The organism is Thalassobacillus sp. B23F22_16, from assembly GCF_043496955.1.
GTDB classification, from domain to species: Bacteria; Bacillota; Bacilli; order Bacillales; family Halobacillaceae; genus Thalassobacillus; species Thalassobacillus devorans_A.
This window is the reverse complement of the sequence record NZ_JBIEKD010000001.1, coordinates 364,457-389,405: the sequence shown is the minus strand read 5'-3', so window position 1 is coordinate 389,405 and position 24,949 is coordinate 364,457. Positions and strand designations below refer to the sequence as shown.

Below are 24,949 nucleotides of genomic sequence, written 5' to 3'. Positions count from 1 at the left end.
TTAGCAAAACTTTCGATTTACCACATTGGGTGCCCATCCAGACCAAGAATGGATTTTCCGTATCCAACCATTGCATCTTCATACAGATGGGTAGGGTGGGAGGCAACAGCGAGTAAGTCACGAACAAACCGTTCGGTATGCATGTCCTTATAGAGGGAATTTCCACCGAGGGTAATTAACACCCGTGTCGCTGTTTCCGCAGCTGTTTTAGCAACATAACCGCGCATCGCGAATAGCTGTTCACGCTCTTCCTCTTCTAAAACGCGAATACCGTTTTCCTGGTAATAATGCAATTTATCCATATATTCTTTTGCCACTGCTTTTAAAGCGTTCAGCTGTGTGGTTAATTCTCCTAGCGTCCGCTGGGCGCTTCCCGCGTCTTTTTCATTGGAATTTTTATTATAGATTCGAACGCGGCCTTTCGTTTTTTCTTTAAAGTTCTGCACCAGGCGTTCCAATCCACCGATGGCAACCTGCGGGAACCCGGATAAGAAGAATGCTAGATAAGGAACATTGAAGATTTGATAGTCTTCTTCGTAATTGCCATCCGGGGCTGTAGCACCTTTAACTACGCGTGATAATGGGAAGACGGAGCTTGGCTCGACATAAACATCCTCTACTTTAACCGCATTACTGCCTGTTCCGCGAAGTCCGATTGCATCCCAATTCTCAATGATTTCTGTATCTTTTTTATGAACGATAAACAGGCTTAACTCAGGCTCGTCAGCATCTCTCATTTTGTGAACGGCCCCGAGAGCAATCCAGTCACACCATAAGACACCGCTGCAGAAATTCCAGTGACCGCTGATCCGGTAGCCTTTTCCATCCGGGTCATCCGTAACCTTACCAACCGGAGCAAACACATCAGCCATTAATGAGCCACTGTTGTATAGTTCCTCACGGCCCTGTTCCGGCAAAAATGCTGGCCATGTTTCGTGGATAATAGCGAAATAAGTGAGCCAGGAGGCGGGAACACTGTAGTTGGCTATCGTTCGAATGATATCGCCAAAGGTATAGTAATCGACTTCCTGGCCGCCATAGGCTTTTGGTCGAAGCAGCTTATGAAAGCCGGCTTCTTTTATTTTTTCAATGACGACATCTGGTAATTTCGCGTCTATATCAGCTTGTAATGCATGCTGTTCAGCCAGTTCACCAACTTCTTGTGCTTTTTGCAGCAGTTCTTCCCGGTTAGCTGTTTGTTGAGTTTCTAACGTATGGATGGACAATGTTATTCCTCCTTCTTTTTTGTAAGCGCTGTCAGATTAATCAGCAGGCCTGCCTGATTGGTTATCATTATATGGACTGTGCAAACATTAAGATAGCTACTAAAAATACGAAAGTTTATTGTATTTTCAGACTATTTATACGAATTTGTATACACGGAAGGAGGAGAGACGTGTAGAAATGGAGGGGTTTCGACAGTCTTTTTGTAACAAACAAAAAACCTTAGAAAAATCTAAGGTTGGAATAATTTGGAGGGCTCCGGGGTGTGAATGGTCACACCCCGGAGCCCTCCAGAAAATGGTATATTCAGATTTTTATTTTTCCTTTGGTTTTTAAGATATTCAATGCCATATATACGGAAAATACGCTTTGTGTGTCGTTCAGATCGATGTTTAAAATATCGCTGATTTTGTCCAAACGGTAACGAAGCCCGCTGATCGACATGGTCAGAGCCTTGGCGGTGTGATTAATGTTAAGACCATTCTCTATATAAGCATAGAGCGTTTCGGTCAACTCAGAATTTTTGTCACATTCGAGTAACTCACCGACTTGTTTGTGCACGAATCGATTGATTAATGTCTCATCCGGGAGTTGAAATAAGACACTTTCAATCCCTAAGTCTTCAAAAAACTGAACCTGCTTGTTTGGATTTTTCGCTTTTAACGTTGCCAAAGTCTCGTCATATAAAATTGGCAGCTGGTCAATTTTTTCAACGACAGAACTGACACCGACAAAGAACTTATAATTGCCGAAGCGGCGGGAACAATGCTTTAACAATTGTTTGATGAATTTCAGTTGCTTCATACATACTTCTTTGAAAGAAGAATACTCAACTAAGATGATAATTTTACCTGCTTTTTGAGATACAATGGCATTTACATGTCTCTCTTTAAAAAATAAGTTAATGTACCGGATGAGATCTTCATTCACTTCAATCTCGTAATTCAGCTCGGAGCTATTGATATCTCGTTCCATTGTCAGCATCCAGTAGGAATCATCCGGGTTAAAATTCAGGTAATAGGCTATTTTATAGAGTTCTTCTTTCTCTAACCTTCTTCCTAGTATGTCACTTAAGAACCCACGTCTGATGTTCTGTTCGGTATTGACCTTGATGTTTTCATTCAGCAGTATAATGGAAGCAGTCAGGGAAGCCTGGTCGATCACCATATGCTCTAAATCATTGGGTGTATGACCATCTAAATAGAGAAACGAGCAATAACCCTTGATCTCCTGTTCTAACCAAATAGGCGTCCGAAGAATGCCGATGCCATCTGGACCACTGATAAACTTCGTCGCTTCCGTATTTATTTTCTCCAGGTCAAAATCAATCGTAACATGCTCCGATTGGACCATGATTTGATTGTATTCATTTTCAATAAATACCGGCAGACCGGTTGTTTCATATAGTAAGTCGACTATTTTTTGCAGTCCTTGTTTCGCCAGCAATTCTTCAATTAATTTCCGATGCACATGGTAAGCTTTATTTAAATTATCCCGTTCTTTTTTAAATTTTGCAGTGATTTCATCCAATTCCTGAATCATACTGTTGGACTGATAATACCGATATTCGTTTTCCAGCTCTTGTCCCCATTTTTCCATCGGCATACAAATGACTTCACATTTATCTTCGCCCATGGCACTGCATTTCGTTTCTTTTACAAGGATCGGTCTTTTCAAGACAGTGGATAGATACCCGCTCGCATATCCGCACATGGTGTGACAGACAGGCTGGTCACTGGGAATCCCGCCTTTTAAATATTCATCCGCTTCAAATGAATTGAACCAGGAGACGTCGATGGCATCCAAGTCACCCTTGTCATCATAATGGATATTATCGATTTCGACCCGATCGAGGTAGCCATGTAACTGGTGCAATTTGGGCCCGGCGTTAATTAGGTCAAGCTCTGTTTTCCACTCGCAGCTCAACGCTTTTTCTCCGTCACTCACACCATTATGCCAGCCATAGCGGACAAAAATTCCCTTGGAGCGATCGTCTCCGATTGTGGATCGCAGCTCCTTTTTTAAAGACGAAATTGCCGTAATCGGAATCGTAACCATCCGTTCATAAAAAGCATGCAATGCCTCTTCTTTCGGTAATTCAAATACGTCATTTAAATTTGTGCGGCTCAAATCAGTACTCATATGCAGCCACCCCTTCCTAATGAATGTTACTCAGTAACACTTATGATGAGGCTTCCTGTGAATAGCTTTTTAAACTTTTCACACGAAAAAACAAAGAATTTTGCTATTTATCGTAGGATTCATTTCAAAAACATAAGTGCTACTATTTAGTTAATCAACACCAGGCGAGAGGCATAAGGGGTGAGGGGAGCAATATTATTCTGACTTTTTCCTTTATCTCTTAATCTAGTATTATTTGGAAACGGTTACATTTTAAATGGACCAGATTTAAAGAGTAACCACTATATTTAAGTTGCAAAACATTATAACACACATCGCGAAAATTGTCAGAATAATTTTTACTTTCAAGAAAAGGAGAGTTATATGGTAAATCGCAGGTATTTTAAGTAGCAACAGATGGTATGAAGCGTGAGAGGAGTGTAACAGTGGGACTCCAACCCAGCTGATGCATGAATAATAAATTTTAATACTACTATCAAGGAGGTAATTTTGATGGATGATCGTCAATTCAGAAATGCAATGGGGAAGTTTGCAACCGGGGTGACAGTGATAGCGACAGAAACGGATGGACAAGTGCACGGGATGACAGCGAATGCATTCATGTCTGTTTCTCTTGATCCGAAGTTGATTGTGATATCGGTAAAAGAAGATGCAAAGATGCTGCATAAAATCAAGGAAAGCAACCATTTTTCCGTGAATGTCTTATCCTGTGAGCAACAGGAAGAATCAATGATTTTTGCCGGGCAAAAGCAACCGGAGGAAGAGTTCCAATTTGATTATCTGGAAGGAGTTCCTGTCGTGAGAAATGCATTAGTTCAGCTTTCCTGTGAAATCTATAATGAACATGTAGAAGGAGATCACACCTTGTTTGTCGGGCGTGTCACAGAGATGGAACTGAAGGATGGCGACCCATTGATCTTTAATTGTGGGAAATATCGTGAACTAAAAGAAATGGAAAGCGTATCTAACTGATCTATTTAAGGAAAGGGGAAAAAGCGGATGAAAACCATCTATTTAAATTCACAGAACCTGACTTATTGGCAGAAGCATTCCAGAGAAAATGTCATCGCTTTAGGTTTCTTTGATGGCGTGCATAAAGGGCATCAAAGAGTAATACGGGAAGCCAAAAAAGAAGCGGAAAGAAGGGGTGTGGATTTAACGGTGATGAGCTTTTTCCCCCATCCTAAAGTCGTCCTTTCCGGCGGGAAGAAGAAATTCGATTATTTGATGCCTTTGAAAGACAAAGCACAGGTGCTGGAGACATTGGGAGTGGATTGCTTCTATATCGTAGAATTTGATACACACTTTGCCTCACTTTCCCCGCAGCAATATGTAGAAAAATATCTAGTAAACTTCGATACCGTGCATGCCGTAGCAGGATATGATTTTCATTACGGCAAGATGGGAGAAGGGAATATTGATCGCCTGAAAGAGGATTCAGATGGTAAGTTAGCTGTGACCAAGGTCCATAAAATCGAGTACCTGGGAAAAAAGATAAGCTCGACACGCATTAGAAATACGATTGCTGAAGGGCGCGTCAATGACCTGTCTGCCATGATGGGGCGCTTGTATGAAGTTCGAGGTAAATTAATTAACCAGACTTTTATACCGGCAGATTATTACATGCTGCCGGGGAGCGGGGTCTATGAAGTGACAATTAACACGGGAAATGAAATCTTTTACACAACAGTAAATAACAACCGGGAAAATGATCGATTCCAAATAGTAGATGAACGATTAGCCAGGACGCTTAACGGGGCAGACGTTTCCGTCATTTGGAGAAAGTCCCTGTCCACTCAAAAAATATACGAGCATGTATGATCAGGAAAGGAAGCGTGGGAATAATGGCTGAAAAGCTAAAGTGTGCAGCTCTGGAAATCTATGAAGCAGAAAAGAATCGCAAGCCGATCGCTCCCTTAACCGACACGGATGATTCTATTTCCGTGGAAGATGCTTATCACATCCAATTAGAATATGTGGAAGAGCGGAAAAGAAATGGAGCGGTTATGAAAGGAAAGAAAATCGGACTGACAAGTAAGGCGATGCAGACGATGCTTGGGGTTGATCGACCTGATTATGGCCACATACTGGATGAAATGGTCTTTTCGGAAGAAGCTCCTATCGATGCTGACCGCTTTATTGCACCAAAAGTAGAATTCGAAATCGCTTTTGTGCTAAAAGATTCCCTTAAGGGGCCAGGGGTTACCTTGGATGATGTAAAGCAGGCAATCGATTATGTCATTCCCGCAGCTGAAATTATTGACAGCCGGATTAAGGATTGGAAAATCAAGTTCGAGGATACCGTAGCAGATAACGGTTCTTCCGCCGGTGTCGTGTTTGGTAAGGGGAAGAAAAGACTGGAAGAGCTTGACCTTCCAAATGTAGAAATGAGCGTATATCAAAATGGGAGCTTTCTCGATAATGCCAAAGGGTCTGCGGTATTGGGGAATCCTCTGGAAGCGGTAGTCTGGCTGGCCAATGCTTTAGGGGAATACGATATTACCTTGCATACGGGAGAATGTATTCTGGCAGGAGCGTTGGCTAAAGCGGTCCCGGTACAAAATGGCGATGCGTTCCAAGCTGAATTTGAAGGTTTGGGAACCGTAGCGATACAATTCGGAAAATAGATTTGTGGATGTTATCCCTTCTGCGAATGCGTATGACAGGAGAAGGATTTTTTTATACGTGAATAGAAGGAAAAGACAGAAGGGAGGATTTATTTTAATGAAATATGTACGGTTTGCAGTAAAGGAAGAAGTAATGTATGGAGTATTAGAGGGAGATACAATCACAAAATTAGACGGGGACTTTTTGCAAGGGACACCAGGTAAACTCGACACTACTTTTAATTTAAATGAAGTGAAACTTTTACCACCGGTCGTGCCAGGGCAGCTGGTGGCCATCGGATTGAATTATGCCCTTCATGCCGAGGAAAGCGGGATGCCGATCCCTGAGGAGCCGATGATGTTCATGGTCTCCCCGACAGCTATTATTGGTCATGAAGACAAAGTGACCTTACCAAATTTGGAACACAGAATTGATTACGAAGCAGAGCTCGCAGTCGTGATAGGAAAAGAAGCAAAAGATGTCTCAAGGGATGAAGCGTTGTCGTATGTATTCGGTTATACGTGCAATAACGATATTTCGGACAGGGACCTTCAAAAAAAGGATGGACAATTTACTAGAGCTAAATCCTTTCCTACTTTTAAACCACTGGGGCCGGTAATTGAAACAGGCCTGGATCCTAATCATGTAGATATAAAGCTGTCCATTAACGGTGAAGTGAGACAACACTCGAATACGAATGACCTCATTCATAAAATCGAGGACTTGATTGTCAAGGTGACAGAAGTGATGACCTTGAACCCTGGGGATGTGATTATCACCGGAACCCCTTCTGGAGTGGGACCGCTTAAGCCTGGCGATCATATCGAAATCGAAATAGAAGGGATCGGAAAGCTGGAAAACCAAGTGATTGAATAGTCTGAAGGAATCCACTTAAGCAGAATGCTGAAGTGGGTTTTTCATTTGTGTGAAAAAATCTAAGTTGTTGCATATAGCGGAATTCGAAGTTTCATAAATGTCGAAATATTTTTAGAATAGATAGTAGAGTTAATACTTCATATCCAGGTGATGGAGAGCGTGCTTTTGGCAAACATGTTACATTTGATGAAGAAACAGGGGCGAACGTAATCTTATAAAAATAACCATATAAAAGGGGTAGTAAAATGAAAAATATTACCGTACTTGGAGCAGGTGTGATGGGGCATGGCGCTGCTCAATTATTTGCCCAGGCAGGAAAAAATGTAAAAATCCGGGCCAGACGAGCGTCATCATTGGAAGATGCAAGAGAACTCATGACGAATAGCTTAAAAATCATGGTTGATAAAGAGATGCTGACAGAGGACGAGATGAATCAGACGCTGGAGCGTATCACGTATACAACCGATTTGCATGAAGCTATTGAAGGTGCTGACTTTATTTTTGAATCCATACCGGAAGATCTGGAGAAAAAACTGGATACATACGAAATCATCGAGGATAGTGTTTCAGACGAAACGATTATTTCGTCTAATACGTCCACTTTTCCACTGGAGGAATTAACTCAAAAAGCGAAGCATCCGGAAAGGTTTGTCATTACTCACTTTTTCAACCCGCCACAACTGGTACCAATTGTGGAGATTGTTAAGGGAGAAAAAACAGAGGAAACCGTCGTCGAAACAACTTATGATTTAATGAAAGAAATCGGAAAATCGCCAGTAGTCCTGAAAAAAGAAATTTCAGGATTTATCGTCAACCGCGTTCAAGTAGCTATGCTTCGCGAAGCATTCCACTTAATGGAAGAGGGAGTGGCTACGGCAGAAGATATTGATATTGCCATGAAAGGAAGCATGGGCTTTAAGTGGGCTTTCTGCGGACCGATGGAAAGTCAGGATTTAGCCGGCCTGCAAACCACACAAGCGATGGTTGGAAAGATATTAGAAGATCTATCGAATACAAGAGAAGTCCCTTCCTTCTTAAAGGAAATGGTGGAGAACGATCAGCATGGGATTAGAACGAACCAAGGTTTTTACCAATATGAGGATCACGGGGAACAAGCGATTCATACACGGGACGACCATTTCCTGGATCTCCTGAAACTTTTACAGCAAAAAAGTGATCAGCAAAATATTAACTCTTTTTCTTAATAGGAAGAGGTGGCTATAGAAATCACCAATCAATGCTCGGAAAAATCAGAAAATAAACTGGACTAGAATGCGAAATTATTGTAAAGTAATAGATGAAGCGTTTTCCAAAAACTGCATAAAAATATTCACTAGGGGTGCCTTTCCTTTAAGGCTGAGATCAAAGTATAACTTTGGGACCCTCGGAACCTGATCTGGCTTGAAACACCAGCGGAGGAAAGTGACGACGATGGCGTCGTGAAAGAGCAAGTCTATGTTTCTTTCACGATTGTCGACTTAAGTAAATGGGACATACCACTTTTCCTCCGGGGGAAGTGGTATTTTTAATGCTTAAAAAAGGTGTGCTGGGTATGAAACTGGTGGCAGTGACAAATGGAAAGATGAGAAGGCAGACGTTGTCAGCGGCAATTGCAGAAATTGAACCATTGGTAGATCTCATTATTCTAAGAGAAACTCACATGAATGATGCTGACTATCAGTCGATAGTAGAAGGGTTAATTGCAAGCGGAGTTAATAGGGACAAGCTGTGTATCCATAGTCGATTAGATGTTGCCGGTGAGACTGGAGCCCCCAATATTCACCTGAAAGAAAAGGGCTCCGGGGTGACTAAGGTGAAACAGACGGATCCTTCTCTGAAGGTTGGGGTCTCGGTTCATTCCCTTCAAGCGGCAAAACAGGCAGAGGAGGAAGGTGCCGATTATGTGATGTTTGGTCATGTTTATGCAACAAGCAGCAAAAAAGGAATGGAGCCAAGAGGCCTTGAGGAGCTCGAATCTATCACTTCTTCGATTGATATTCCTGTGATCGCGATTGGTGGTATCACTCCCGATAGAATACTAGAAATACAGGAAGCGGGTGCCGCGGGGGTTGCTGTCATGTCGGGGATCTTCGAGGCTGCACAACCGCTTCAAGCTGTAAAAAGGTATGTAAAGGAGCTAACGATCCATGAAGGAACATTATGATGTCGTGATCATTGGCGGTGGCATCATTGGTCATTCTATTTCCTACTATTTGAACAAAAGCTGGGTCCGTGCCGTTGTCATTGATAAGCAGGTGAGTGGCCAGAAATCTACGAAAGCAGCCGCAGGGATGCTCGGGGTTCATACGGAGCACCAGGCATCCGATGCCTATCATGAATTTTGTGAAAAAAGCAGAGATTTATATCAAGTCTTAAGGAAGGAACTTCATGAACTAACAGCGATTGATATCGGGCTTTCTCCGTTTGGAATGATGGAAGTCGCGATGGATGAAGGGCATAAACAGGAGCTCCTGGAGAAAAAACATGCGTTCACCAGCCTGGAATGGCTGGAAGCCGAACAGGTAAGGGATAAAGTGCCTGATCTTCCGCCGGAGGTTTCCGGGGCATTGTTTATGACTAAGGATGGCCATGTCGAACCAACTGCCACTTGCGAAGCTTTGAAACGGGCGGCCTTGCTTTATGGCGGCGACTTACTGGAAAACACAAATGTTTTTGATGTAACAAAAACGGAGGACATGTTCACGGTGCAATTAGAGAATGCTTCTGTAACAGCGAGCCGGGTTGTGGCAGCTTCCGGAGCGGACAGTGGGCGATGGTTTGAAGCGACAGGGATGAATAACCCAATCGTACCTGTGAAGGGGGAATGCTTTTCGATTCAACCAGGCAAGCATTATTTTAAGGAAGCGTTGTTCTTTAACGATTTTTACATCGTCCCGAAACCGGATGGACGTTACATCGTTGGAGCCACGTCCAAACCTGATGACTTAAGTTCAGGAACGACCGCTGGAGGACTGGCGGATCTGATGCATCGTGTGTTTGCAGTTTTTCCAGAACTGAAAGAAGAACCGATGCAGGAGTTCTGGTCAGGAATCCGGCCGGGGTCTGTCGATGGGTTGCCGATCATAGGAGAGCACCCGGCACTTACGGGATTCTACTTTGCCACCGGGCACTACCGAAATGGCATTTTACTGGCACCTGCTACGGGGCAGATGATGAAGGATCTGATTACGAAGCAAGACGTACCTCAGGCTTTCCGGGAGTTGTTTTCACCGAAGCGTTTGGATAAGAAAGGAGCATCCAGTTATGAATATTCAACTTAACGGAAGAAGCATTGATTTACCTGACCATATCACAACAGTATCGGAACTGCTTGATTCCTATGACATTAAGAAAAAGATTTCCGTGGTGGAGCACAATAAAGAAATTATCCGCAGACTTGATTATGAACATACGAAACTTGCCGATGGAGACAGGGTTGAAATCGTACATTTTGTTGGAGGAGGATGAACATGTTAACGATTGGTGAAAAGACATTTCAATCAAGATTGATGCTGGGGACAGGGAAGTATCCGAGTTTTGCAGAACAAAAAGAAGCAGTGGCCGCTTCCGAAACGGAAATTCTTACGTTCGCTGTCAGGAGAATGGATATTTTTGATAAAGACGAACCGAACCTGCTGGAAGAATTGGACCTTGATAAGTACAGCCTGCTTCCGAACACGGCTGGTGCCAAGACAGCGGAAGAAGCAGTCAGGATCGCGCGCCTTGCCCGTGCCTCCGGTTTATGTGACATGATCAAAGTCGAAGTGATCGGCTGTGACAAAACGCTATTACCGGATCCGTTTGAAACGATGAAGGCGTCCGTGCAGCTGTTGGAGGAAGGATTCACGGTGCTTACGTATACATCGGATGACGTTGTGTTAGCGAAACGGTTAGAGGAAGCGGGCATTCATGCGATCATGCCAGGGGCTTCTCCCATCGGATCCGGCAGGGGAATTATCAATGAGATGAACCTGCAATTTATTATCGAACAGTCAGAAATCCCGGTCATCGTCGATGCAGGAATCGGTTCTCCGAAGGATGCCGCTCATGCGATGGAGCTTGGGGCCGATGGTGTCCTACTGAATACTGCCGTGTCTGGTGCCGGTGATCCGGTCAAAATGGCAGAGGCTATGAAGCTCGCTATTCAAGCAGGAAGACTCGGGTATGAGGCAGGAAGAATCGGGAAGAAGGCGTACGGAATAAAAAGCAGTCCGGAAAGCGGGCTGGTCACCTGATGGCAGAACGGTACTCCCGTCAGGAGCGGTTTGCCCCGATCGGGAAAGAAGGACAAGCGCTTTTAGCTGAAAAACATGTACTCATCGTCGGAGCAGGCGCTTTAGGCAGTGCCAATGCCGAAATGCTGGCGAGAGCTGGGATTGGTAGGATTACGATTATCGACCGCGATTATATTGAGTGGAGCAACCTTGCGAGACAACAGCTGTACACGGAAGAAGATGCTGCAAGCTCGAGGGCGAAAGCAAAAGCAGCGGAAGCCAGGCTGAAAGCGATCAACTCTACGATCGAAGTAGTAGGAATTGCTGAAGAATTTGACCCGGAAAATGCAGAGCTGCTGTTGAAAGATGTAGACATGGTGATTGATGGGACCGATAATTTCAACACGCGTTTCATCATTAATGATGCCGCCTGTAAATATAAGGTTCCCTGGATCTATGGCGGGTGTGTCAAAAGCGATGGCATATCGCTTTCGATCCTGCCTGGTCAAACCCCGTGCCTCCAATGCCTGATCGATCAGCTGCCGCAGGACGGGGAAACTTGTGAGACTGCCGGCATTATCGGACCGGCTGTCCAGGTTACCGCCGCCTATCAGACGGCAGAATGTCTGAAGTTCCTTACGGGGCATTCGATGTCGACGCATCTGGTTTCTTTTGATGTGTGGGGGAGGCAGTACAGTTCAATTGATGTAGCAAAACTCAAAGACCCACAGTGTGCTTCTTGCTCTGCGGAAGCTCAGTTTCCTTATTTGAAAAAGGAAAAAGGCATCCGAACCGCCGTCCTGTGCGGAAGAGATACGGTCCAAGTCCGACCGGGCCGGAAAGAAAACGTCAACCTGGAGCGGTTAGCCCAGCGGATCGAACCGCTTGCCGGGGAAGCCAGGGTAAATGAGGTACTCCTCCGGTTTCATATGGAGGAGAAGCGATTCGTCGTTTTTAAGGATGGAAGAACATTAATCCATGGTGTGGAAGATGTGCAGGAAGCGAAAAAGTTGTATCATCGCTATGTGGAAGCGTAAGTCAAAGACACCCCAGGTCCTCCAGAAAATGGTAACACACTGTTGGAAGATAGCTGGCATAATAAACGAGTTTTCGACAAGAATCGCTCTGCATAAATACCTAGTAATTTACAACTTTCCACCTGTTTTTCAAAATTTGGAATTTTATGAATATAAATGTCATAGAGAGAGTGATAGAATGGTCCTCAAATCTACTAGGGAGGATGATAGATTTGAGATCAGTTCGAAGTTTATTGTCGGTTGCATTTGTTTTCCTTCTTACATTCGGGTCAGCCACCTCAGTTTTTGCGGCGAAGCCTGGACTGCCTGCTTTTCCGGATCCAGTGGATGAAGAGTCCTGGGAGCTGCCGGAAGACATGACGTGGGACGATTATCAGCCGGTACCGGGAATTGATTGGCGTAATGCCGATGTGGAACCGGACAGGGTGCTGAAAGGAGCACTAGTCGTGGTGGACTTTCCGGATCGGGAGTTTATTTTGAGTCAGGCGGAAGGATCTGAACTGGCCGGTAATCCGATCAACGGCAATATACCGAGAGAGGATATTCCGGAGTTCTGGGAAGACTTTTTGACAGAGCCGAGTGCATTAAATAACTACCGTACGATTGATGAATTCTGGAGAGAGAATTCTTATGGGAAATGGGCGGTTGAGATCGATGCCTTCGGTACATACAGGATGGACCACACAGAGTTTGAATATGGAATGGGAGAGTTCGGCCAGCAGGAGAATCTGCCGCCTGGCTACGATGAAACCTATGATTTGAGAAGCGATGCTTTGGAAATAGCGGAAGAAGACATCGAAGCATCTGGTGAGGAATACGATTTTACGTTCGTGCTTCATGCCGGCTACGATGAGTCCGGTGTCTGGCAGGAATTTGGCGAAATGATGTTCATGAATCCGGAAGATGTGACCGACAAATTCGGTCCGCCGGCAGAATTTCCAGACATGCCTAACTGGGCGAATACCCGCTATGTCGATTGGACTTCCTGGGTAGCTGCCAAAAGCCTATGGTCACGCGCAGGCAGAGGCGTATCCATTCAGGGTGAGAATGACGGGATGGGGACGTTCGCCCATGAGTTCGGACATATCATGAATCTTGGCGATAACTATAACAATCCATATGGAAACCCGGTTTCCAGGTCTTATTCTGGTCCATGGGAATTGATGAGCCGGGGAAGCTTCAACGGCCCGGGCGGCCCGCATACCCGCTGGATGGTCATGCCGACAATGGGGGCATCGGCACCATCGCATCATATGCTGCGTAATAAAATCAAGCAAGGTTTTCTGACAGAAGATCAATACTTGAATGTTGACCGTGATGAATTGGCAGAAACAGGACCGGTATTTGCCGATATCACAGCAAGGGAAGTTCCTGTCGGGGAAGAATTTGACCGTGATGGATTGCTAGGTATCAATATTGAAATGGAAGACTTAGCACCAGCAAACTCCCTGGAAGATGACTGGCGTGCCGATATGCAGCGAGGGGAAAAGTGGTACGACAACTACACGATCGAAGTGGTTGACCGTGTCGGATTCGACTCCTTCCAGACAGATTCTGGTGTATTGATGGCAAAAACGAAAAACTCGGAGAGACCACCAAACATCTGGGCAATCGATTCCCATCCGGAAGACATCGAACAAGTGGACTTTGTCAGACCGGATGGATCCATTGCCATGTATTCTAAGGGAGATTATCGCCAGCTCGCAGATGCCCTTTTCAAAGCTGGTACGGATGAAGGGGTAGTCGATGAATATGTCGATGAACATAATCGCCTTCACTTCTATGTATTGGATAAGAATAAAGACGAGGAAGGTGTCCTTTCCTATCGAGTGGCTGTCCGTCATCTCGATGGCGCCGGCGACTTTGAACGCGGTGTCGAAGCGGAAGCAGGAGAAGTGAATCGAGCGGTCCCAGGACGAGTTGCTACGTATAACTTCTCTGTCACCAACACTGGTGAAGAAACAGACATTTTCCGTGTCGATGCTGACGTAGAAGCAGATTGGGATACCATGCTTCAGCATGATGTCGTAGAAGTAGCACCAGGTGAAACGGTGGAAGTACCTGTTTATGTACAGATCCCTGATAAGCGTTCCAAGCCGACAGAACTGACATTCACGGCGACTTCTGAGACTGATGAAGCAGCATCTGTATCGGTCATACGCCGTGTTGGTGCTGGTGGTGTAAGGTAAATAGAAAACTAGATTTGTAGGTACCTGGCTCAGCATTTGGGCCAGGTATTAATATATTAATGGGGATGTTATTTAAACATAATTTCTATTTAATTCTTTAATATCTCATGAACTTTTGTAAGTAATAAAAACTAATTCTTTATACCTATTTATGGTGGGTTTAACTATCTATTTTTCAAAAATCACCCCAAAATGACTATGAATAAGTTTTGTAACATGATACTATTCTCATGCGATAATTTAAGGAGGGATTTTTGGAATGAAGAAATTTTTAATTGTTGGACTAGCTGTAATATTAAGTTTAACACCTTTGAGTTTGAACTTTCCAACTAGTGTTTTTGCACAGCTAGACGATCAAAGAGTGGAAGTAAGTAAAAAGGATAAAATTTGGCTAGAAGGGTTTGGTTTCTCAGAACAAGAGATTAATAGTATGTCAAAAACATCACTACATAATATTAAAGAACAGTTTAAAGGTGTTAATGGGACTGTTAAGAGTTCTAAAACAGAGTATTTTAAGGTAAAGGTATATAAAGAGAATGGTAAAACTAAATCCAAAATGATTAAGAAATCTAAAAAAGAAGCATTAGAGGCAGTTGAGAAAATCAAGGAAGAAAAGAAAAAAAACAACCCAAAAAGTAGCTTTATTGAGACAAATTCAGCATCAGCGGCTTATGATACCGAGAACGATGGTTGGATAACTCAAACTTTATCTGTCTCATATTTAAGTAATGGAGAGTATTTAGCAAAAACTAGTTATAATTGGTTACAAAGACCTGGAGTTGGTTTCCAAGACGCCATTGGCATAACACATGGAAATAATGTTGATAAGATTTCAGGTTCAGAATTTGCTGAGCATTCTTATAGAGATGGGTTAGGTAGACATTACGAGTTTGATTATAGTGCAGATAAAAAGAATTACTATGGTTATGGTGATAAGTTTGATTTGAAAGTAGTAGGTACCAATGAAGGGGCTTATGACCACCAAGGTTTTATGTATTTTAAGTTTAAAAGAAATCTTAGCAGCTCTAACACTGCAGATTTATATGGCCACTATGCCCATGCTCTTACAAGTTCATATTTCAGCATTTCTTTATCATACGGAGGTCTTTCATTATCTGGAGCTGGTGAATCTAACGCAACAGATACCCATGTCGATCTTACCTATTAATTAAAGACGATAATAAGCTTACCTATTGTAAGATAGGATGAGCTTATTGTCCTTTATATTTCTTCTAATTGGGATATTGTATTTTTCGTAATAGAAACTTATGTTAAGCTGAGGATATTGCCTACTATTATATACAACTTACATAAGAAGGAAATTTTTTACAGGAGGATAAGTATGGGACGCTTTATAGGGGTTTTTTTTATTGTAATAGTTGCAGCGATACTTTTACATTTTATACTGCCACCCTTTATTTGGAGACTGACAAGTGATATTGATTTTGCTTCATATAACTCGTCGATTTTAATTATTTTAGTATCTATCGTAATAGCTCAGCTATCTTATATAATTAATATACTAAAAAATAAAAAAGATTAAATATGTTAGTAGAATTACCTATTGATAAACCTCGCTCATTAAATGAGTGAGGTTTTTTATGCTTGCTTTGTGCTCTCCACCAGGTATTTTAAAATCTCACCCCAGAACCTCCAGTTAATGGTAAAATCACAGGAAAGGAGAGTGGTTGTGTGGGGAATAAGAATCTGATGGAGCAAATCAAAGAATTAGAGGAGAGTCATTTGAACCTGGATGTGCGGAAATCTTCAGAAGAGCTGGATAAGATTCTGGCGGATGACTTTTTTGAAATTGGCAGTTCAGGGAGAATGATTTATAAGGAAGAGTGTATTACCAGCGGGGTGGATATCGATGAACTGGAGCTTTATGAGTTTGAGCTTCATCCGCTGGGATCTGATGTTGTGTTAACTACTTATTTCATCCATAACAAAACGAAAAATCGCAATACGCTTAGGAGCTCGATTTGGAGGTATCAGGAGGAAAGATGGCGGTTGTATTTTCATCAGGGGACGGTTACGGATAGGCCGATACCTAATTAGAGAAGTAGAATAGGAAATCCCAACTTAGGGATTTCCTGTTTTTCTTTCAGCTGACTGTATTCGTTTGTATACTCTGTTTCATGCAATCCATCGCTTCATCCAGCTTGTTTATAGACAATTTTAAAACAAAATAGCGCTCAATTTGGGTCTCTTATTACAAATGATCACCCTTACAATTACTAAAGCTGTTAGTTAGCAAACTATTTTTTTGAAATTTTATTTTCTGAATATTCTGTTGACAATGATCAAAATTTGTTTTAAACTCCTAAATACATATTCGCAATGTGAATTTACTGTTCACATTATGAACAGAGTGGAGGTGTTAATACTTTACGATATTTATATAAATAGGGCTATTTAGAAAACTTATAAACAAAATTGGCACCAACTATTAACGACTGTTTTTTGCTACATAAGTGGAATAAATGGTGACAAGGATTGCAGTAAAGGAACAATGGAAGCAAATTAGGTTAATTTTTTTTAGAAAATAATGAAAGCGTTAACAAAATGGGAGGAGTAATATCTATGAAGAAATTTTGGTCTGTGATAGCAGCCGTTTGGTTATCGATTATTTTAGCGGCATGTGGAAGTAATGAAACTGCCAGTGACAATGCAGAAGCGAGCGATTGGCCAAATGAAGAAATTACTATGGTTGTTCCTTATAGCTCAGGAGGGTCAGCTGATCGACAGGCAAGAGCTTTAGCACCTATTTTAGAAAAAGAACTTGGTACATCTGTTGTAGTTGAAAATAGAGAAGGTGGGGGTGGAGCTTCAGGCACTAACACCCATAAAAATGGTGACCCAGCTGACGGGACACACATCGTGTACCAATCCCATCCACACTTTGAAGCTGGCATTGTCAGGGAAGCTGGTTATGAATTTGAAGACTTCGACATATTAGGAATTACACACTCTTCGCCAATAACTATTTGGGTGGATAAGGATTCTGAATATCAGACAATGGAAGATTTACTTAAAGGCATAGAAGAGAACCCGGGTAAATTGAGTTATGCAATGATTTCAGGTTCCTGGTCTGACATAGCTGTAAAAATGGTTACTGATAAACTCGACATGGATGTGAGAGCTGTCCCTTATGATGGCGGTGGGCCAATGAGGACAGCATTGATGGGAGGAGAGGTCGACTTTATTGCTTCTGATATTGAAGGAACTATGGCAGGAGCAGGAGAAGATTTGCGCCCGTTGGCTGTTTACAGTGAGGAGCCTTATGAGCATGCATCTGATGTTCCGCTGATAAATGAAGTATTAGCAGATATGGGACATGATATCAACTTACCAGCAGTATCCAACCGACGTTTTATTCAAGTAAAGAAAGAATTCCAGGAAGATCATACTGAAAGATGGGATAAACTTGAAGCAGCAATAGAAAAAGCTGTGACAAGTGAAGAATTTAAAGAATGGGGAAAAAATCAAGATATGTATTTAAAATGGGTACCTTCAGACCAGGCAACAGAAAAGCTGAGCGAAACAGTCGAAGTCATCTATGAATATAAGGATTTGTTCCAGTAATCTTTGAGCGAAGGGAACAATTGTCATGACACATGAGCTTAAGAACCTACTTTTTTTACTGTGTATTGGAGCTTTTGCGTTAATTTATTTTTTCGATGTAAGAACTTTACCAGACCCAGAAGAAAAGAATTTGGTAATGTGGCTTTTGATAGGGTTAGGGTTCCTGCTGGTATTCGATGCTGGCAGGTCCCTTTATAAAGGATTTAGAAGCAAAGAGAGCGGGTTATTATTTTTTAAGGATTGGTGGAAATGGGGAAAAAGCAAAGAAGCTATCCTTGTTTATAGTGTCGTTGGTTATGTTGCGTTGATACCTGTCATCGGCTTTTTTGTAACATCTTTCGTCTTTGTGCTTGTATTGAATCTCGTGCTGAAAAATCGAAAATGGTGGGAATCAATAATAATTCCAACTATTCTATTAATTGCTGTATATATAATGTTTGTGTGGTTCCTGGGAGTGGACCTCCCTCAGGGATTCATCATTTAACGTAGGACTCAAAGGCAGGTGAGTTAAATGGAAATAATAGATATAACGGCGTCCTTAGAAGCAATAAATATGCTGGCTAGCATAAATGTAGTGCTTTATATTTTATTAGGTTTGATTCTAGGAGTTATTCTAGGCGCTATCCCAGGTGTTTCTGGAACGCTTGGGATAGCCTTACTATTGCCTGTCACCTATCATATGGAACCAATAACGGCTATCATGTTTCTATCGGCTATTTTTACGGGTTCAGTCTATGCAGGGGGTGTAACAGCCATAATGCTTAATATACCAGGTGCTCCTGGGGCGGTGGCTACAACCCTGGATGGCTATCCCCTTACAAGACAAGGACGTCAAAATGAAGCCCTTGGTATGGGGCTTGTTTCTTCAGTAATTGGCTGTTTATTGGGGTATATTCTTGTATTTTTATTTTTAAAGCCCCTTGGAGGTTTTGTATTGAATTTCCAGGCGCCCGAAATGATGATTCTGACACTATTCGCTCTGTCGATTATTAGTACTATACAAGGTGATATTGTAAAAACGCTGATAGCAGGTTTTGTCGGCCTTCTTTTGGGAACAATTGGATCTACGGCTTTTGGGCGTCCGCGGGGCACATTTGGCATCACGGAATTGTATGAAGGAATCGAAATCGTTCCAGCCTTGATGGGCTTACTGGCTATATCAGAACTATTTTTCCTGGTACAGCGGAAGTTTATTGTGGACGATGAGAAAAATATGTCCGAGAAGAATTTCAGACAGATATTAAAAGGGATGGTCACTGGAATCAAAGATAAATGGAACGTTTTTCGCTCCGCATTAATAGGCGTGTTTATTGGACTATTGCCCGCGGCAGGCTCTACGGTGGCATCACTTGTAAGTTATTCGCAGGCCCGTACTTTTTCGAAAGAAAAGTCTTCCTTTGGTAAAGGTAATCCCTCAGGATTGATTGCTGCTGAGTCTGCTAATAATGGCTCCGAAGGTGGAGGTATGGCGACGATGCTGACATTTGGCATTCCTGGTGGCAGTGCTACAGCCGTACTAATGGCAGCTTTTATGATACATGGGCTGACTCCCGGTCCATATCTGATAAGGGATCATATGGAGTTGACTTATGCAGTTATTATCGGAAACTTCTTTCAAGGTTTCTTACTGATTGGCGTAGGTCTATTATTTGTCTGGTATTTTAGTAGAGTTGTACTAGTACCTACACGTCTGTTGATTCCTATTGTCATGTTGTTTTCAATTGTAGGAGCTTTCTCAGTGCGAGGTGTTTATATTGATGTGGTGCTTACTTTAGTATTCGCTGTGCTGGCTCTTGTGATGAGAAAGTTGGATTATCCTATTATCGCTCTTCTGCTTGGATTGATTTTAGGTGCCACCATAGACGGAGAGCTATCACGTACTATCATCTTGTACGAAGGAAGGTATATGGAACTCCTTCAAAGGCCTATATTTATGACCATGACCATTATTACTGTACTTTTATTTATTTACCCTCTTTTACAAAAGTTGTGGAAGAAAGAAGAGTCAGCTAACTCTTAACTTCTGATACGGGGTGTGTGTAATGCAAGTGGTTTCTTTTGGAATCTTCACGACTTTTGCTATTATAGGCTCCCTTTTAGGGATATTTCTTAGGATTCCCATGGGGGCAGTCTTAGGGGCCACACTTATGGTAGGTGTTGGAAAAGCAATGCACTGGCTGGAATTTGAACCCTCCAGCACCTTATCTTTCTTTGTGCAAATAGCCCTTGGTATCATGATTGGACTCAGCTTTACTAAGTTATCAAAAAAACAATTTTCGCGACTTAACAAAAGTATAGTTTTCGTCATACTAGTAATCATTATGATGACAGTAGGTACGGGTGCTATTGTCAGTTCCTTTGATGAGGTGAGTTTGCCAGTTGCCGTTCTATCTTCAGCTCCAGGTGGGATGGTAGAAATGGCAACGATGGCTGGAGCGCTTGGGTTAGAGGTCCCGGCAGTCATATTCCTTCATTTTGTCCGTTTACTGATAGTTATGGTGACTTTCCCTTACATCATTAGTATTTTCACGGACACATCTGCTAAAAAGCAATCTACTAAGAACAAGCAAATGCCAAATAAGCCTGATATAAAAGAGGAATATCCTTTTATACCCTTAAAATACTTGTTGTTAATAGTAGCAGCTTTAATAGCAGGATTGGCGGGATTTATGACGGGTTTCCCTCTAGGAACCTTATTGGGTGCCATGGCCATAGTTATTTTTATAAATTTCAAGACTGAAATGTATTCACCATTACCCATACGTGTGAAAAGAATGATCCAGACATTTATTGGCGGCAGTATAGGTCTCACGTTTACGGCTGAAACCTTTTATGTACTACATACACTGATTATCCCTGCATTATTGATTTCCTTGCTAACGATCGTAAGTGCTATATTGCTGGCTATGATTTTGACGAAACTATTGAAGGTAGATAGAACTACTTCAATATGCGGACTTGCACCGGCTGGAATGAGCGAGATGGTGTTAATTGCAGAAGAAGAGCAAGCGAATGTCCCTACAGTTGTAACGATGCACTTATTTCGCATCTTAACCATTGTCACTATCATTCCAATCATTGTTCAGCAATTAAATTAGGAGCCTGTCCCAAAAATGGGGATGGGTTCTTCTTTTTCACTCCCTAATTATTAGAAAATTCTATAATTGGCATTGACAGTGAATGCGTTTACATTTATACTCCGAAGTAACTTATTCATATAGTGAACTTTAAGTTCACATTACGAACGAAACAATTTATCAACAATAAAAATTTAAAAAACTGCAGGTGAAGCTGAATGACAAAAACGAAAGAAACCGTGCAATCGGTGGATAGGGCAGTCGACTTACTATACTGTTTTTCTTTAAACAAACCAGAACTTACAGTCAACGATTTCGTCAATAAGACGGGACTTAACCGTACGACCGTCTTCCGGCTGTTGACATCTTTAAAAGAAAAGGGGCTGATCGTAAAGAATGAGGAAGAGGGTGTCTATCGTCTAAGTCTAGCTTTTGTAGGATTCGGACAGATAGTAGCTGAAAATCTTGATATCCGGAAAGAGTCACTTCCGGAGCTGAAGAAGCTATCTTCTCTAACAAACGAGACAGTCAGTCTGAATGTACTTCAGTCCAACAGACGAGTGTGCGTTGAGAAGGTGGATGGGAGTGAGGATATCAGACAGTTTGTAAAACTTGGATATCCTTATCCGTTAGTAAGAGGTGCATCAGGAAAGGTTCTCCTGGCTCATTGTGAAGAAAATGTGATTGAAGAAGTGATTCAGGAATGGAAGGAAATGAACGGGGATGAATTTGACAGTGCATCCTTCTTAAAGGAACTGCAGGATATAAGAAATGCCGGTTATTGCTTAAGTAAAAATGACCGTGTGCTGGGTGCCTATTCTATTTCTACTCCTATATTCAATATGCAAAAGGAATTAATAGGAGGACTTTCTATCTCTGGTCTAGCCATGCGCTTGACAGAGGAGAAAGAAGAGATGTTCATCTCTAACGCAATTAATGGGGCAAAAGAAATTTCGAAAAAAATGGGATATATAAGCTGAAGTTGGGAGGAGAAAATATGAGTCAGACATTAATTGAAAAGATAATTTCCACTCATGCAGACTCACAAGTTAGTCAAGGAGAAATAGCGGTAGTCAATGTAGATGCGGTCATGGCATCCGATACTACGGCACCGTTGACCATTAAAGCTTTTGAAGAAATGGGTGGAGAGAAAGTATGGAATCCTGAAAAGGTAGTGTTGGTCATCGACCATGCGGCACCGGCACCAAATGAGCGGATTGCTAACTTACACACCATGATGAGGGAATTTGCGAGTGAACAGAATGTAAAACTATATGATGTAGGAGAAGGAATCTGCCACCAGCTTATGGTGGAAAACCAACATGTGAAGCCTGGTGACTTGGTATTAGGAGCTGATTCACATACATGTACATATGGGGCACTCGGGGCTTTTGCAACAGGGGTGGGCTCCACGGATCTAGCAGGTGTCCTGCTTACCGGTAAGACATGGGTCAAGGTGCCCGAAACGATAAAAATCAACTTGAAAGGTTCCTTGCAGCCAGGGGTTTCAGCCAAAGATCTAATTTTACATTTGGTTGGAAAAATGGGAATTGAAGGGGCAACCTATAAAGCGATTGAGTACACAGGTGACGCAATTGAATCGATGACACTTGATAGCAGGATGACAATTGCAAATATGTCGATTGAAATGGGCGCAAAAGCAGGATTCGTCAATACTAGAGGGCTAGATTTAGGCTATGAGTTCGATCACTTGGAGGCTGATGCCGATGCGGTGTATGAGCAGGTGATTGATGTGAATGTTTCCGAATTGGAAGCACAGATATCTATCCCTCATTCACCAGATGATGTGAAAGCTATCTCTGAGGTAGTGGATGTACCTATCCAGCAGGCGTTTCTAGGAAGTTGCACAAATGGCAGATTAGAAGATTTGCACGAAGCAGCAGAAGTATTAAAAGGGAGAAAGGTTCATCCTGATGTACGAATGCTGATAGCTCCCGCTTCGAAAGAAGTCTATACGCAGGCATTAAAGGATGGAACGGTGGAGGTGCTGACGGATGCAGGTTGTACATTCCTTACTTCCGGTTGTGGTCCTTGCGTGGGCACTCACATGGGTGTACCAGGGAAAGATGAAGCCGTCATTTCTTCGAGCAATCGTAACTTTAGAGGGAGGATGGGAAATCCAGACTCGAATGTCTACTTAGGATCTCCTGCAGTAGTAGCAGCATCGGCTTTAAATGGTAAAATCACAGATCCTAAAAAAGTAGAGCAAGAGGGGGTATTGCAATGAATTTGAAAGGCACTGCTCATGTATATGGAGATAATATCGATACGGACCGCATCATACCTGGAAAGTACACGAAAACTCTTAATCTGCAAGACTTGGCAGATCATGTGCTGGAAGATTTAGATCCTGAATTTCGTTCCAGAATGAAAGAAGGCGACATTGTGGTAGCGGAGCATAATTTTGGCTGTGGATCATCCCGGGAACAGGCGCCCCTCGCACTAAAAACTGCCGGCGTTTCGGTTGTCATTGCAAAATCATTTGCCAGAATTTTTTTCAGAAATGCTATCAATGTCGGGCTTCCAGTTATTGAAATACCAGACCATGATATTAAACAAGACGATGAAGTTTCCGTGGATCTAACAGCTGGTGACGTTGACAATTTGACTCAAAATAAAGCATATAAGGGTACGCAAATGCCGGATGTCATGATTAACATCTTGAATGACGGAGGGCTGACAAAGTTTTTAAAAAAGCACGGAGATTACGTATCTCTTTAATGGAATGGAAGAATTTAAGAGGGGAGACACGCACATGACAAATAATACTGAGAAAAAGGGTCCTCTTAACGGGGTCAGAATACTGGATTTATCTACGATGATTGCTGCGCCATTCGGTGCGACATTACTCGGTGACTTTGGAGCCGAAATTATCAAGGTGGAGATGCCTGGGAAGGGAGATTCGTTAAGGGATATGGGCCCTTTTCATGGGGAGGAACCGCTCCGCTGGCCTGGTCTGGCCCGAAATAAGAAATCAGTTACACTGGATTTGCATAAAGAAGAAGGGCAGCAAATCCTTAAAAATCTGGTAAAAAAAACAGACGTCATTATCGAAAATTTCCGTCCAGGTACGCTGGAAAAATGGAATGTAGGCTATGAAGAATTGAAAGCGGTTAACCCGGAACTTATCATGATCCGAGTTACAGGATATGGACAGACAGGGCCATACTCCAGCAAGGCGGGTTTTGGAACGCCAGCTACTGCCTTTAGTGGATTCACTTACTTACATGGATACTCGGACCGTCCGCCGATAAGTCCGTCCTTTTCCCTACTGGATTATATTACAGGGATTTACGTAGCATTTGCTACGACAACTGCTCTCTACCATCGTGATAGTCATGAAGAAGGAACAGGGCAATTTGTCGATATGGCTTTATATGAATCTGTTTTCCGTATGATGGAATTCCTGGTCGCTGACTATGATCAGAATGGAATTATTAAAGAACGATCACCAGGGTTGAGCGGGCATTCCAGCCCGGCGGGGACATTCCAGACGAAAGATGGCCATTGGGTCGTGCTGGTAACCAGTTCCGACCGTACCTTCGAACGTTTAGCAAAAGCGATGGAAAAAGAAGATATGCTGGAAGACGAACGTTTTTATACCAACTCTGTCCGGTTGAAACACTTTGAGCTTACCAATGGAATTGTTGCTGATTGGGTAAAAACAAAAAGCCGATCCGAGTTGCAAGAACACTTGGACGCATATGGGGTACCTGTCAGCCCGATTAATAGTATTGAAGATATTTTCAAAGATGAGCACTTCAAAGAACGAGAAAATATCATTGAGGTCGATCACCCGAGATTAGGAAAAGTGAAAATGCCAGGTGTGGTGCCGAAGTTCTCGGAGACACCAGGTTCCGTACGGCAAGTCGCTCCTGACTTGGGTGAGCATACCGAAGAAGTGCTGACCAATCTCCTGGAAATGGACGAAGAGGCAGTGAAGAACCTGAGGGAGAATAAGGTGATCTAATCATAAT

General features: G+C 42.6%; 23 protein-coding genes and 1 riboswitch. Of the genes, 21 read left to right on the top strand and 2 right to left on the bottom strand.

Annotated elements, in window-relative coordinates:
- Positions 1-17 precede the first annotated feature (17 nt).
- Both ACGTNI_RS01890 and ACGTNI_RS01885 read right to left on the bottom strand, forming a co-directional pair.
- On the bottom strand, positions 18-1,226 hold the full coding sequence (locus ACGTNI_RS01890) for an acyl-CoA dehydrogenase family protein (RefSeq protein WP_394459602.1): 1,209 nt from the start codon (positions 1,224-1,226) through the stop codon (positions 18-20).
- Between the two features lie 304 nt (positions 1,227-1,530).
- Entirely contained in the window at positions 1,531-3,366 is a 1,836-nt protein-coding gene (locus ACGTNI_RS01885) for a helix-turn-helix domain-containing protein (RefSeq protein ID WP_394459599.1), read from the bottom strand.
- Between the two features lie 492 nt (positions 3,367-3,858).
- On the opposite strand from ACGTNI_RS01885, the gene ACGTNI_RS01880 reads away from it, so the two are divergent.
- The 21 genes from ACGTNI_RS01880 to ACGTNI_RS01780 all read left to right on the top strand — a co-directional run bounded on the left by ACGTNI_RS01880 (position 3,859) and on the right by ACGTNI_RS01780 (position 24,942).
- Positions 3,859-4,338 (top strand): flavin reductase family protein, encoded by a 480-nt coding sequence (locus tag ACGTNI_RS01880; protein ID WP_394459597.1) that lies wholly within the window; start codon positions 3,859-3,861, stop codon positions 4,336-4,338.
- Positions 4,339-4,365: 27 nt separating this feature from the next.
- Positions 4,366-5,187 (top strand): adenylyltransferase/cytidyltransferase family protein, encoded by an 822-nt coding sequence (locus ACGTNI_RS01875; RefSeq protein WP_394459594.1) that lies wholly within the window; start codon positions 4,366-4,368, stop codon positions 5,185-5,187.
- Between the two features lie 23 nt (positions 5,188-5,210).
- Positions 5,211-5,993, top strand: a complete 783-nt coding sequence (locus ACGTNI_RS01870) for a 2-keto-4-pentenoate hydratase (protein ID WP_394459592.1) — start codon at positions 5,211-5,213, stop codon at positions 5,991-5,993.
- A 97-nt stretch (positions 5,994-6,090) separates the two neighbouring features.
- A complete protein-coding gene (locus ACGTNI_RS01865) occupies positions 6,091-6,849 on the top strand; it encodes a fumarylacetoacetate hydrolase family protein (protein WP_394459590.1) in 759 nt (252 codons plus the stop codon).
- A 245-nt stretch (positions 6,850-7,094) separates the two neighbouring features.
- Entirely contained in the window at positions 7,095-8,054 is a 960-nt protein-coding gene (locus ACGTNI_RS01860; protein ID WP_394459587.1) for a 3-hydroxyacyl-CoA dehydrogenase family protein, read from the top strand.
- 120 nt (positions 8,055-8,174) lie between these two features.
- A riboswitch (TPP riboswitch) is annotated at positions 8,175-8,287 on the top strand.
- A gap of 90 nt (positions 8,288-8,377) precedes the next feature.
- Positions 8,378-9,013 (top strand): thiamine phosphate synthase, encoded by a 636-nt coding sequence (locus ACGTNI_RS01855; RefSeq protein WP_394459585.1) that lies wholly within the window; start codon positions 8,378-8,380, stop codon positions 9,011-9,013.
- On the top strand, positions 8,997-10,130 hold the full coding sequence (gene thiO, locus ACGTNI_RS01850; protein ID WP_394459583.1) for a glycine oxidase ThiO: 1,134 nt from the start codon (positions 8,997-8,999) through the stop codon (positions 10,128-10,130). Before ACGTNI_RS01855 ends, thiO begins: the two co-directional genes overlap by 17 nt.
- Positions 10,114-10,317 (top strand): sulfur carrier protein ThiS, encoded by a 204-nt coding sequence (gene thiS / locus ACGTNI_RS01845; protein ID WP_394459580.1) that lies wholly within the window; start codon positions 10,114-10,116, stop codon positions 10,315-10,317. The genes thiO and thiS overlap by 17 nt, the downstream gene beginning before the upstream one ends.
- Positions 10,314-11,084, top strand: a complete 771-nt coding sequence (locus ACGTNI_RS01840) for a thiazole synthase (protein WP_394459578.1) — start codon at positions 10,314-10,316, stop codon at positions 11,082-11,084. The genes thiS and ACGTNI_RS01840 overlap by 4 nt, the downstream gene beginning before the upstream one ends.
- Positions 11,084-12,100, top strand: a complete 1,017-nt coding sequence (locus ACGTNI_RS01835; protein ID WP_394459576.1) for a ThiF family adenylyltransferase — start codon at positions 11,084-11,086, stop codon at positions 12,098-12,100. Before ACGTNI_RS01840 ends, ACGTNI_RS01835 begins: the two co-directional genes overlap by 1 nt.
- 212 nt (positions 12,101-12,312) lie before the next feature.
- On the top strand, positions 12,313-14,289 hold the full coding sequence (locus ACGTNI_RS01830; protein WP_394459574.1) for a M6 family metalloprotease domain-containing protein: 1,977 nt from the start codon (positions 12,313-12,315) through the stop codon (positions 14,287-14,289).
- Between the two features lie 259 nt (positions 14,290-14,548).
- Entirely contained in the window at positions 14,549-15,457 is a 909-nt protein-coding gene (locus tag ACGTNI_RS01825) for a hypothetical protein (RefSeq protein ID WP_394459572.1), read from the top strand.
- 524 nt (positions 15,458-15,981) lie between these two features.
- Positions 15,982-16,347 carry a nuclear transport factor 2 family protein gene (locus ACGTNI_RS01820; RefSeq protein WP_394459570.1) on the top strand — a complete coding sequence of 122 codons (366 nt, stop codon included), beginning with the start codon at positions 15,982-15,984 and terminating at the stop codon, positions 16,345-16,347.
- Between the two features lie 525 nt (positions 16,348-16,872).
- Positions 16,873-17,874, top strand: a complete 1,002-nt coding sequence (locus tag ACGTNI_RS01815; RefSeq protein WP_394459568.1) for a tripartite tricarboxylate transporter substrate-binding protein — start codon at positions 16,873-16,875, stop codon at positions 17,872-17,874.
- Between the two features lie 25 nt (positions 17,875-17,899).
- Positions 17,900-18,358, top strand: a complete 459-nt coding sequence (locus ACGTNI_RS01810; RefSeq protein ID WP_394459566.1) for a tripartite tricarboxylate transporter TctB family protein — start codon at positions 17,900-17,902, stop codon at positions 18,356-18,358.
- A gap of 27 nt (positions 18,359-18,385) precedes the next feature.
- Complete coding sequence (locus ACGTNI_RS01805) at positions 18,386-19,894, top strand: tripartite tricarboxylate transporter permease (protein ID WP_394459564.1); 1,509 nt, start codon at positions 18,386-18,388, stop codon at positions 19,892-19,894.
- Between the two features lie 22 nt (positions 19,895-19,916).
- Positions 19,917-20,972, top strand: a complete 1,056-nt coding sequence (locus ACGTNI_RS01800) for an AbrB family transcriptional regulator (RefSeq protein ID WP_394459562.1) — start codon at positions 19,917-19,919, stop codon at positions 20,970-20,972.
- A gap of 197 nt (positions 20,973-21,169) precedes the next feature.
- Positions 21,170-21,931 (top strand): IclR family transcriptional regulator, encoded by a 762-nt coding sequence (locus ACGTNI_RS01795; RefSeq protein WP_394459560.1) that lies wholly within the window; start codon positions 21,170-21,172, stop codon positions 21,929-21,931.
- 17 nt (positions 21,932-21,948) lie between these two features.
- Positions 21,949-23,199, top strand: coding sequence for a 3-isopropylmalate dehydratase large subunit (locus tag ACGTNI_RS01790; RefSeq protein WP_394459558.1), 1,251 nt, complete (start codon positions 21,949-21,951; stop codon positions 23,197-23,199).
- Positions 23,196-23,693, top strand: a complete 498-nt coding sequence (locus tag ACGTNI_RS01785) for a 3-isopropylmalate dehydratase small subunit (protein ID WP_394459556.1) — start codon at positions 23,196-23,198, stop codon at positions 23,691-23,693. The genes ACGTNI_RS01790 and ACGTNI_RS01785 overlap by 4 nt, the downstream gene beginning before the upstream one ends.
- Before the next feature lie 34 nt (positions 23,694-23,727).
- A complete protein-coding gene (locus tag ACGTNI_RS01780) occupies positions 23,728-24,942 on the top strand; it encodes a CaiB/BaiF CoA transferase family protein (protein ID WP_394459554.1) in 1,215 nt (404 codons plus the stop codon).
- Positions 24,943-24,949: the final 7 nt, after the last annotated feature.

Excerpts from the sequence above, each read along its gene's own strand:
- ACGTNI_RS01885 (WP_394459599.1), bottom strand. The coding sequence starts at position 3,366 with ATGAGTACTGATTTGAGCCGCACAAATTTAAATGACGTATTTGAATTA.
- ACGTNI_RS01880 (WP_394459597.1), top strand. The coding sequence starts at position 3,859 with ATGGATGATCGTCAATTCAGAAATGCAATGGGGAAGTTTGCAACCGGG.
- ACGTNI_RS01875 (WP_394459594.1), top strand. The coding sequence starts at position 4,366 with ATGAAAACCATCTATTTAAATTCACAGAACCTGACTTATTGGCAGAAG.
- ACGTNI_RS01870 (WP_394459592.1), top strand. The coding sequence starts at position 5,211 with ATGGCTGAAAAGCTAAAGTGTGCAGCTCTGGAAATCTATGAAGCAGAA.
- ACGTNI_RS01865 (WP_394459590.1), top strand. The coding sequence starts at position 6,091 with ATGAAATATGTACGGTTTGCAGTAAAGGAAGAAGTAATGTATGGAGTA.
- ACGTNI_RS01860 (WP_394459587.1), top strand. The coding sequence starts at position 7,095 with ATGAAAAATATTACCGTACTTGGAGCAGGTGTGATGGGGCATGGCGCT.
- ACGTNI_RS01855 (WP_394459585.1), top strand. The coding sequence starts at position 8,378 with ATGCTTAAAAAAGGTGTGCTGGGTATGAAACTGGTGGCAGTGACAAAT.
- thiO (WP_394459583.1), top strand. The coding sequence starts at position 8,997 with ATGAAGGAACATTATGATGTCGTGATCATTGGCGGTGGCATCATTGGT.
- thiS (WP_394459580.1), top strand. The coding sequence starts at position 10,114 with ATGAATATTCAACTTAACGGAAGAAGCATTGATTTACCTGACCATATC.
- ACGTNI_RS01840 (WP_394459578.1), top strand. The coding sequence starts at position 10,314 with ATGAACATGTTAACGATTGGTGAAAAGACATTTCAATCAAGATTGATG.
- ACGTNI_RS01835 (WP_394459576.1), top strand. The coding sequence starts at position 11,084 with ATGGCAGAACGGTACTCCCGTCAGGAGCGGTTTGCCCCGATCGGGAAA.
- ACGTNI_RS01825 (WP_394459572.1), top strand. The coding sequence starts at position 14,549 with ATGAAGAAATTTTTAATTGTTGGACTAGCTGTAATATTAAGTTTAACA.
- ACGTNI_RS01815 (WP_394459568.1), top strand. The coding sequence starts at position 16,873 with ATGAAGAAATTTTGGTCTGTGATAGCAGCCGTTTGGTTATCGATTATT.
- ACGTNI_RS01810 (WP_394459566.1), top strand. The coding sequence starts at position 17,900 with ATGACACATGAGCTTAAGAACCTACTTTTTTTACTGTGTATTGGAGCT.
- ACGTNI_RS01805 (WP_394459564.1), top strand. The coding sequence starts at position 18,386 with ATGGAAATAATAGATATAACGGCGTCCTTAGAAGCAATAAATATGCTG.
- ACGTNI_RS01800 (WP_394459562.1), top strand. The coding sequence starts at position 19,917 with ATGCAAGTGGTTTCTTTTGGAATCTTCACGACTTTTGCTATTATAGGC.
- ACGTNI_RS01795 (WP_394459560.1), top strand. The coding sequence starts at position 21,170 with ATGACAAAAACGAAAGAAACCGTGCAATCGGTGGATAGGGCAGTCGAC.
- ACGTNI_RS01790 (WP_394459558.1), top strand. The coding sequence starts at position 21,949 with ATGAGTCAGACATTAATTGAAAAGATAATTTCCACTCATGCAGACTCA.
- ACGTNI_RS01785 (WP_394459556.1), top strand. The coding sequence starts at position 23,196 with ATGAATTTGAAAGGCACTGCTCATGTATATGGAGATAATATCGATACG.
- ACGTNI_RS01780 (WP_394459554.1), top strand. The coding sequence starts at position 23,728 with ATGACAAATAATACTGAGAAAAAGGGTCCTCTTAACGGGGTCAGAATA.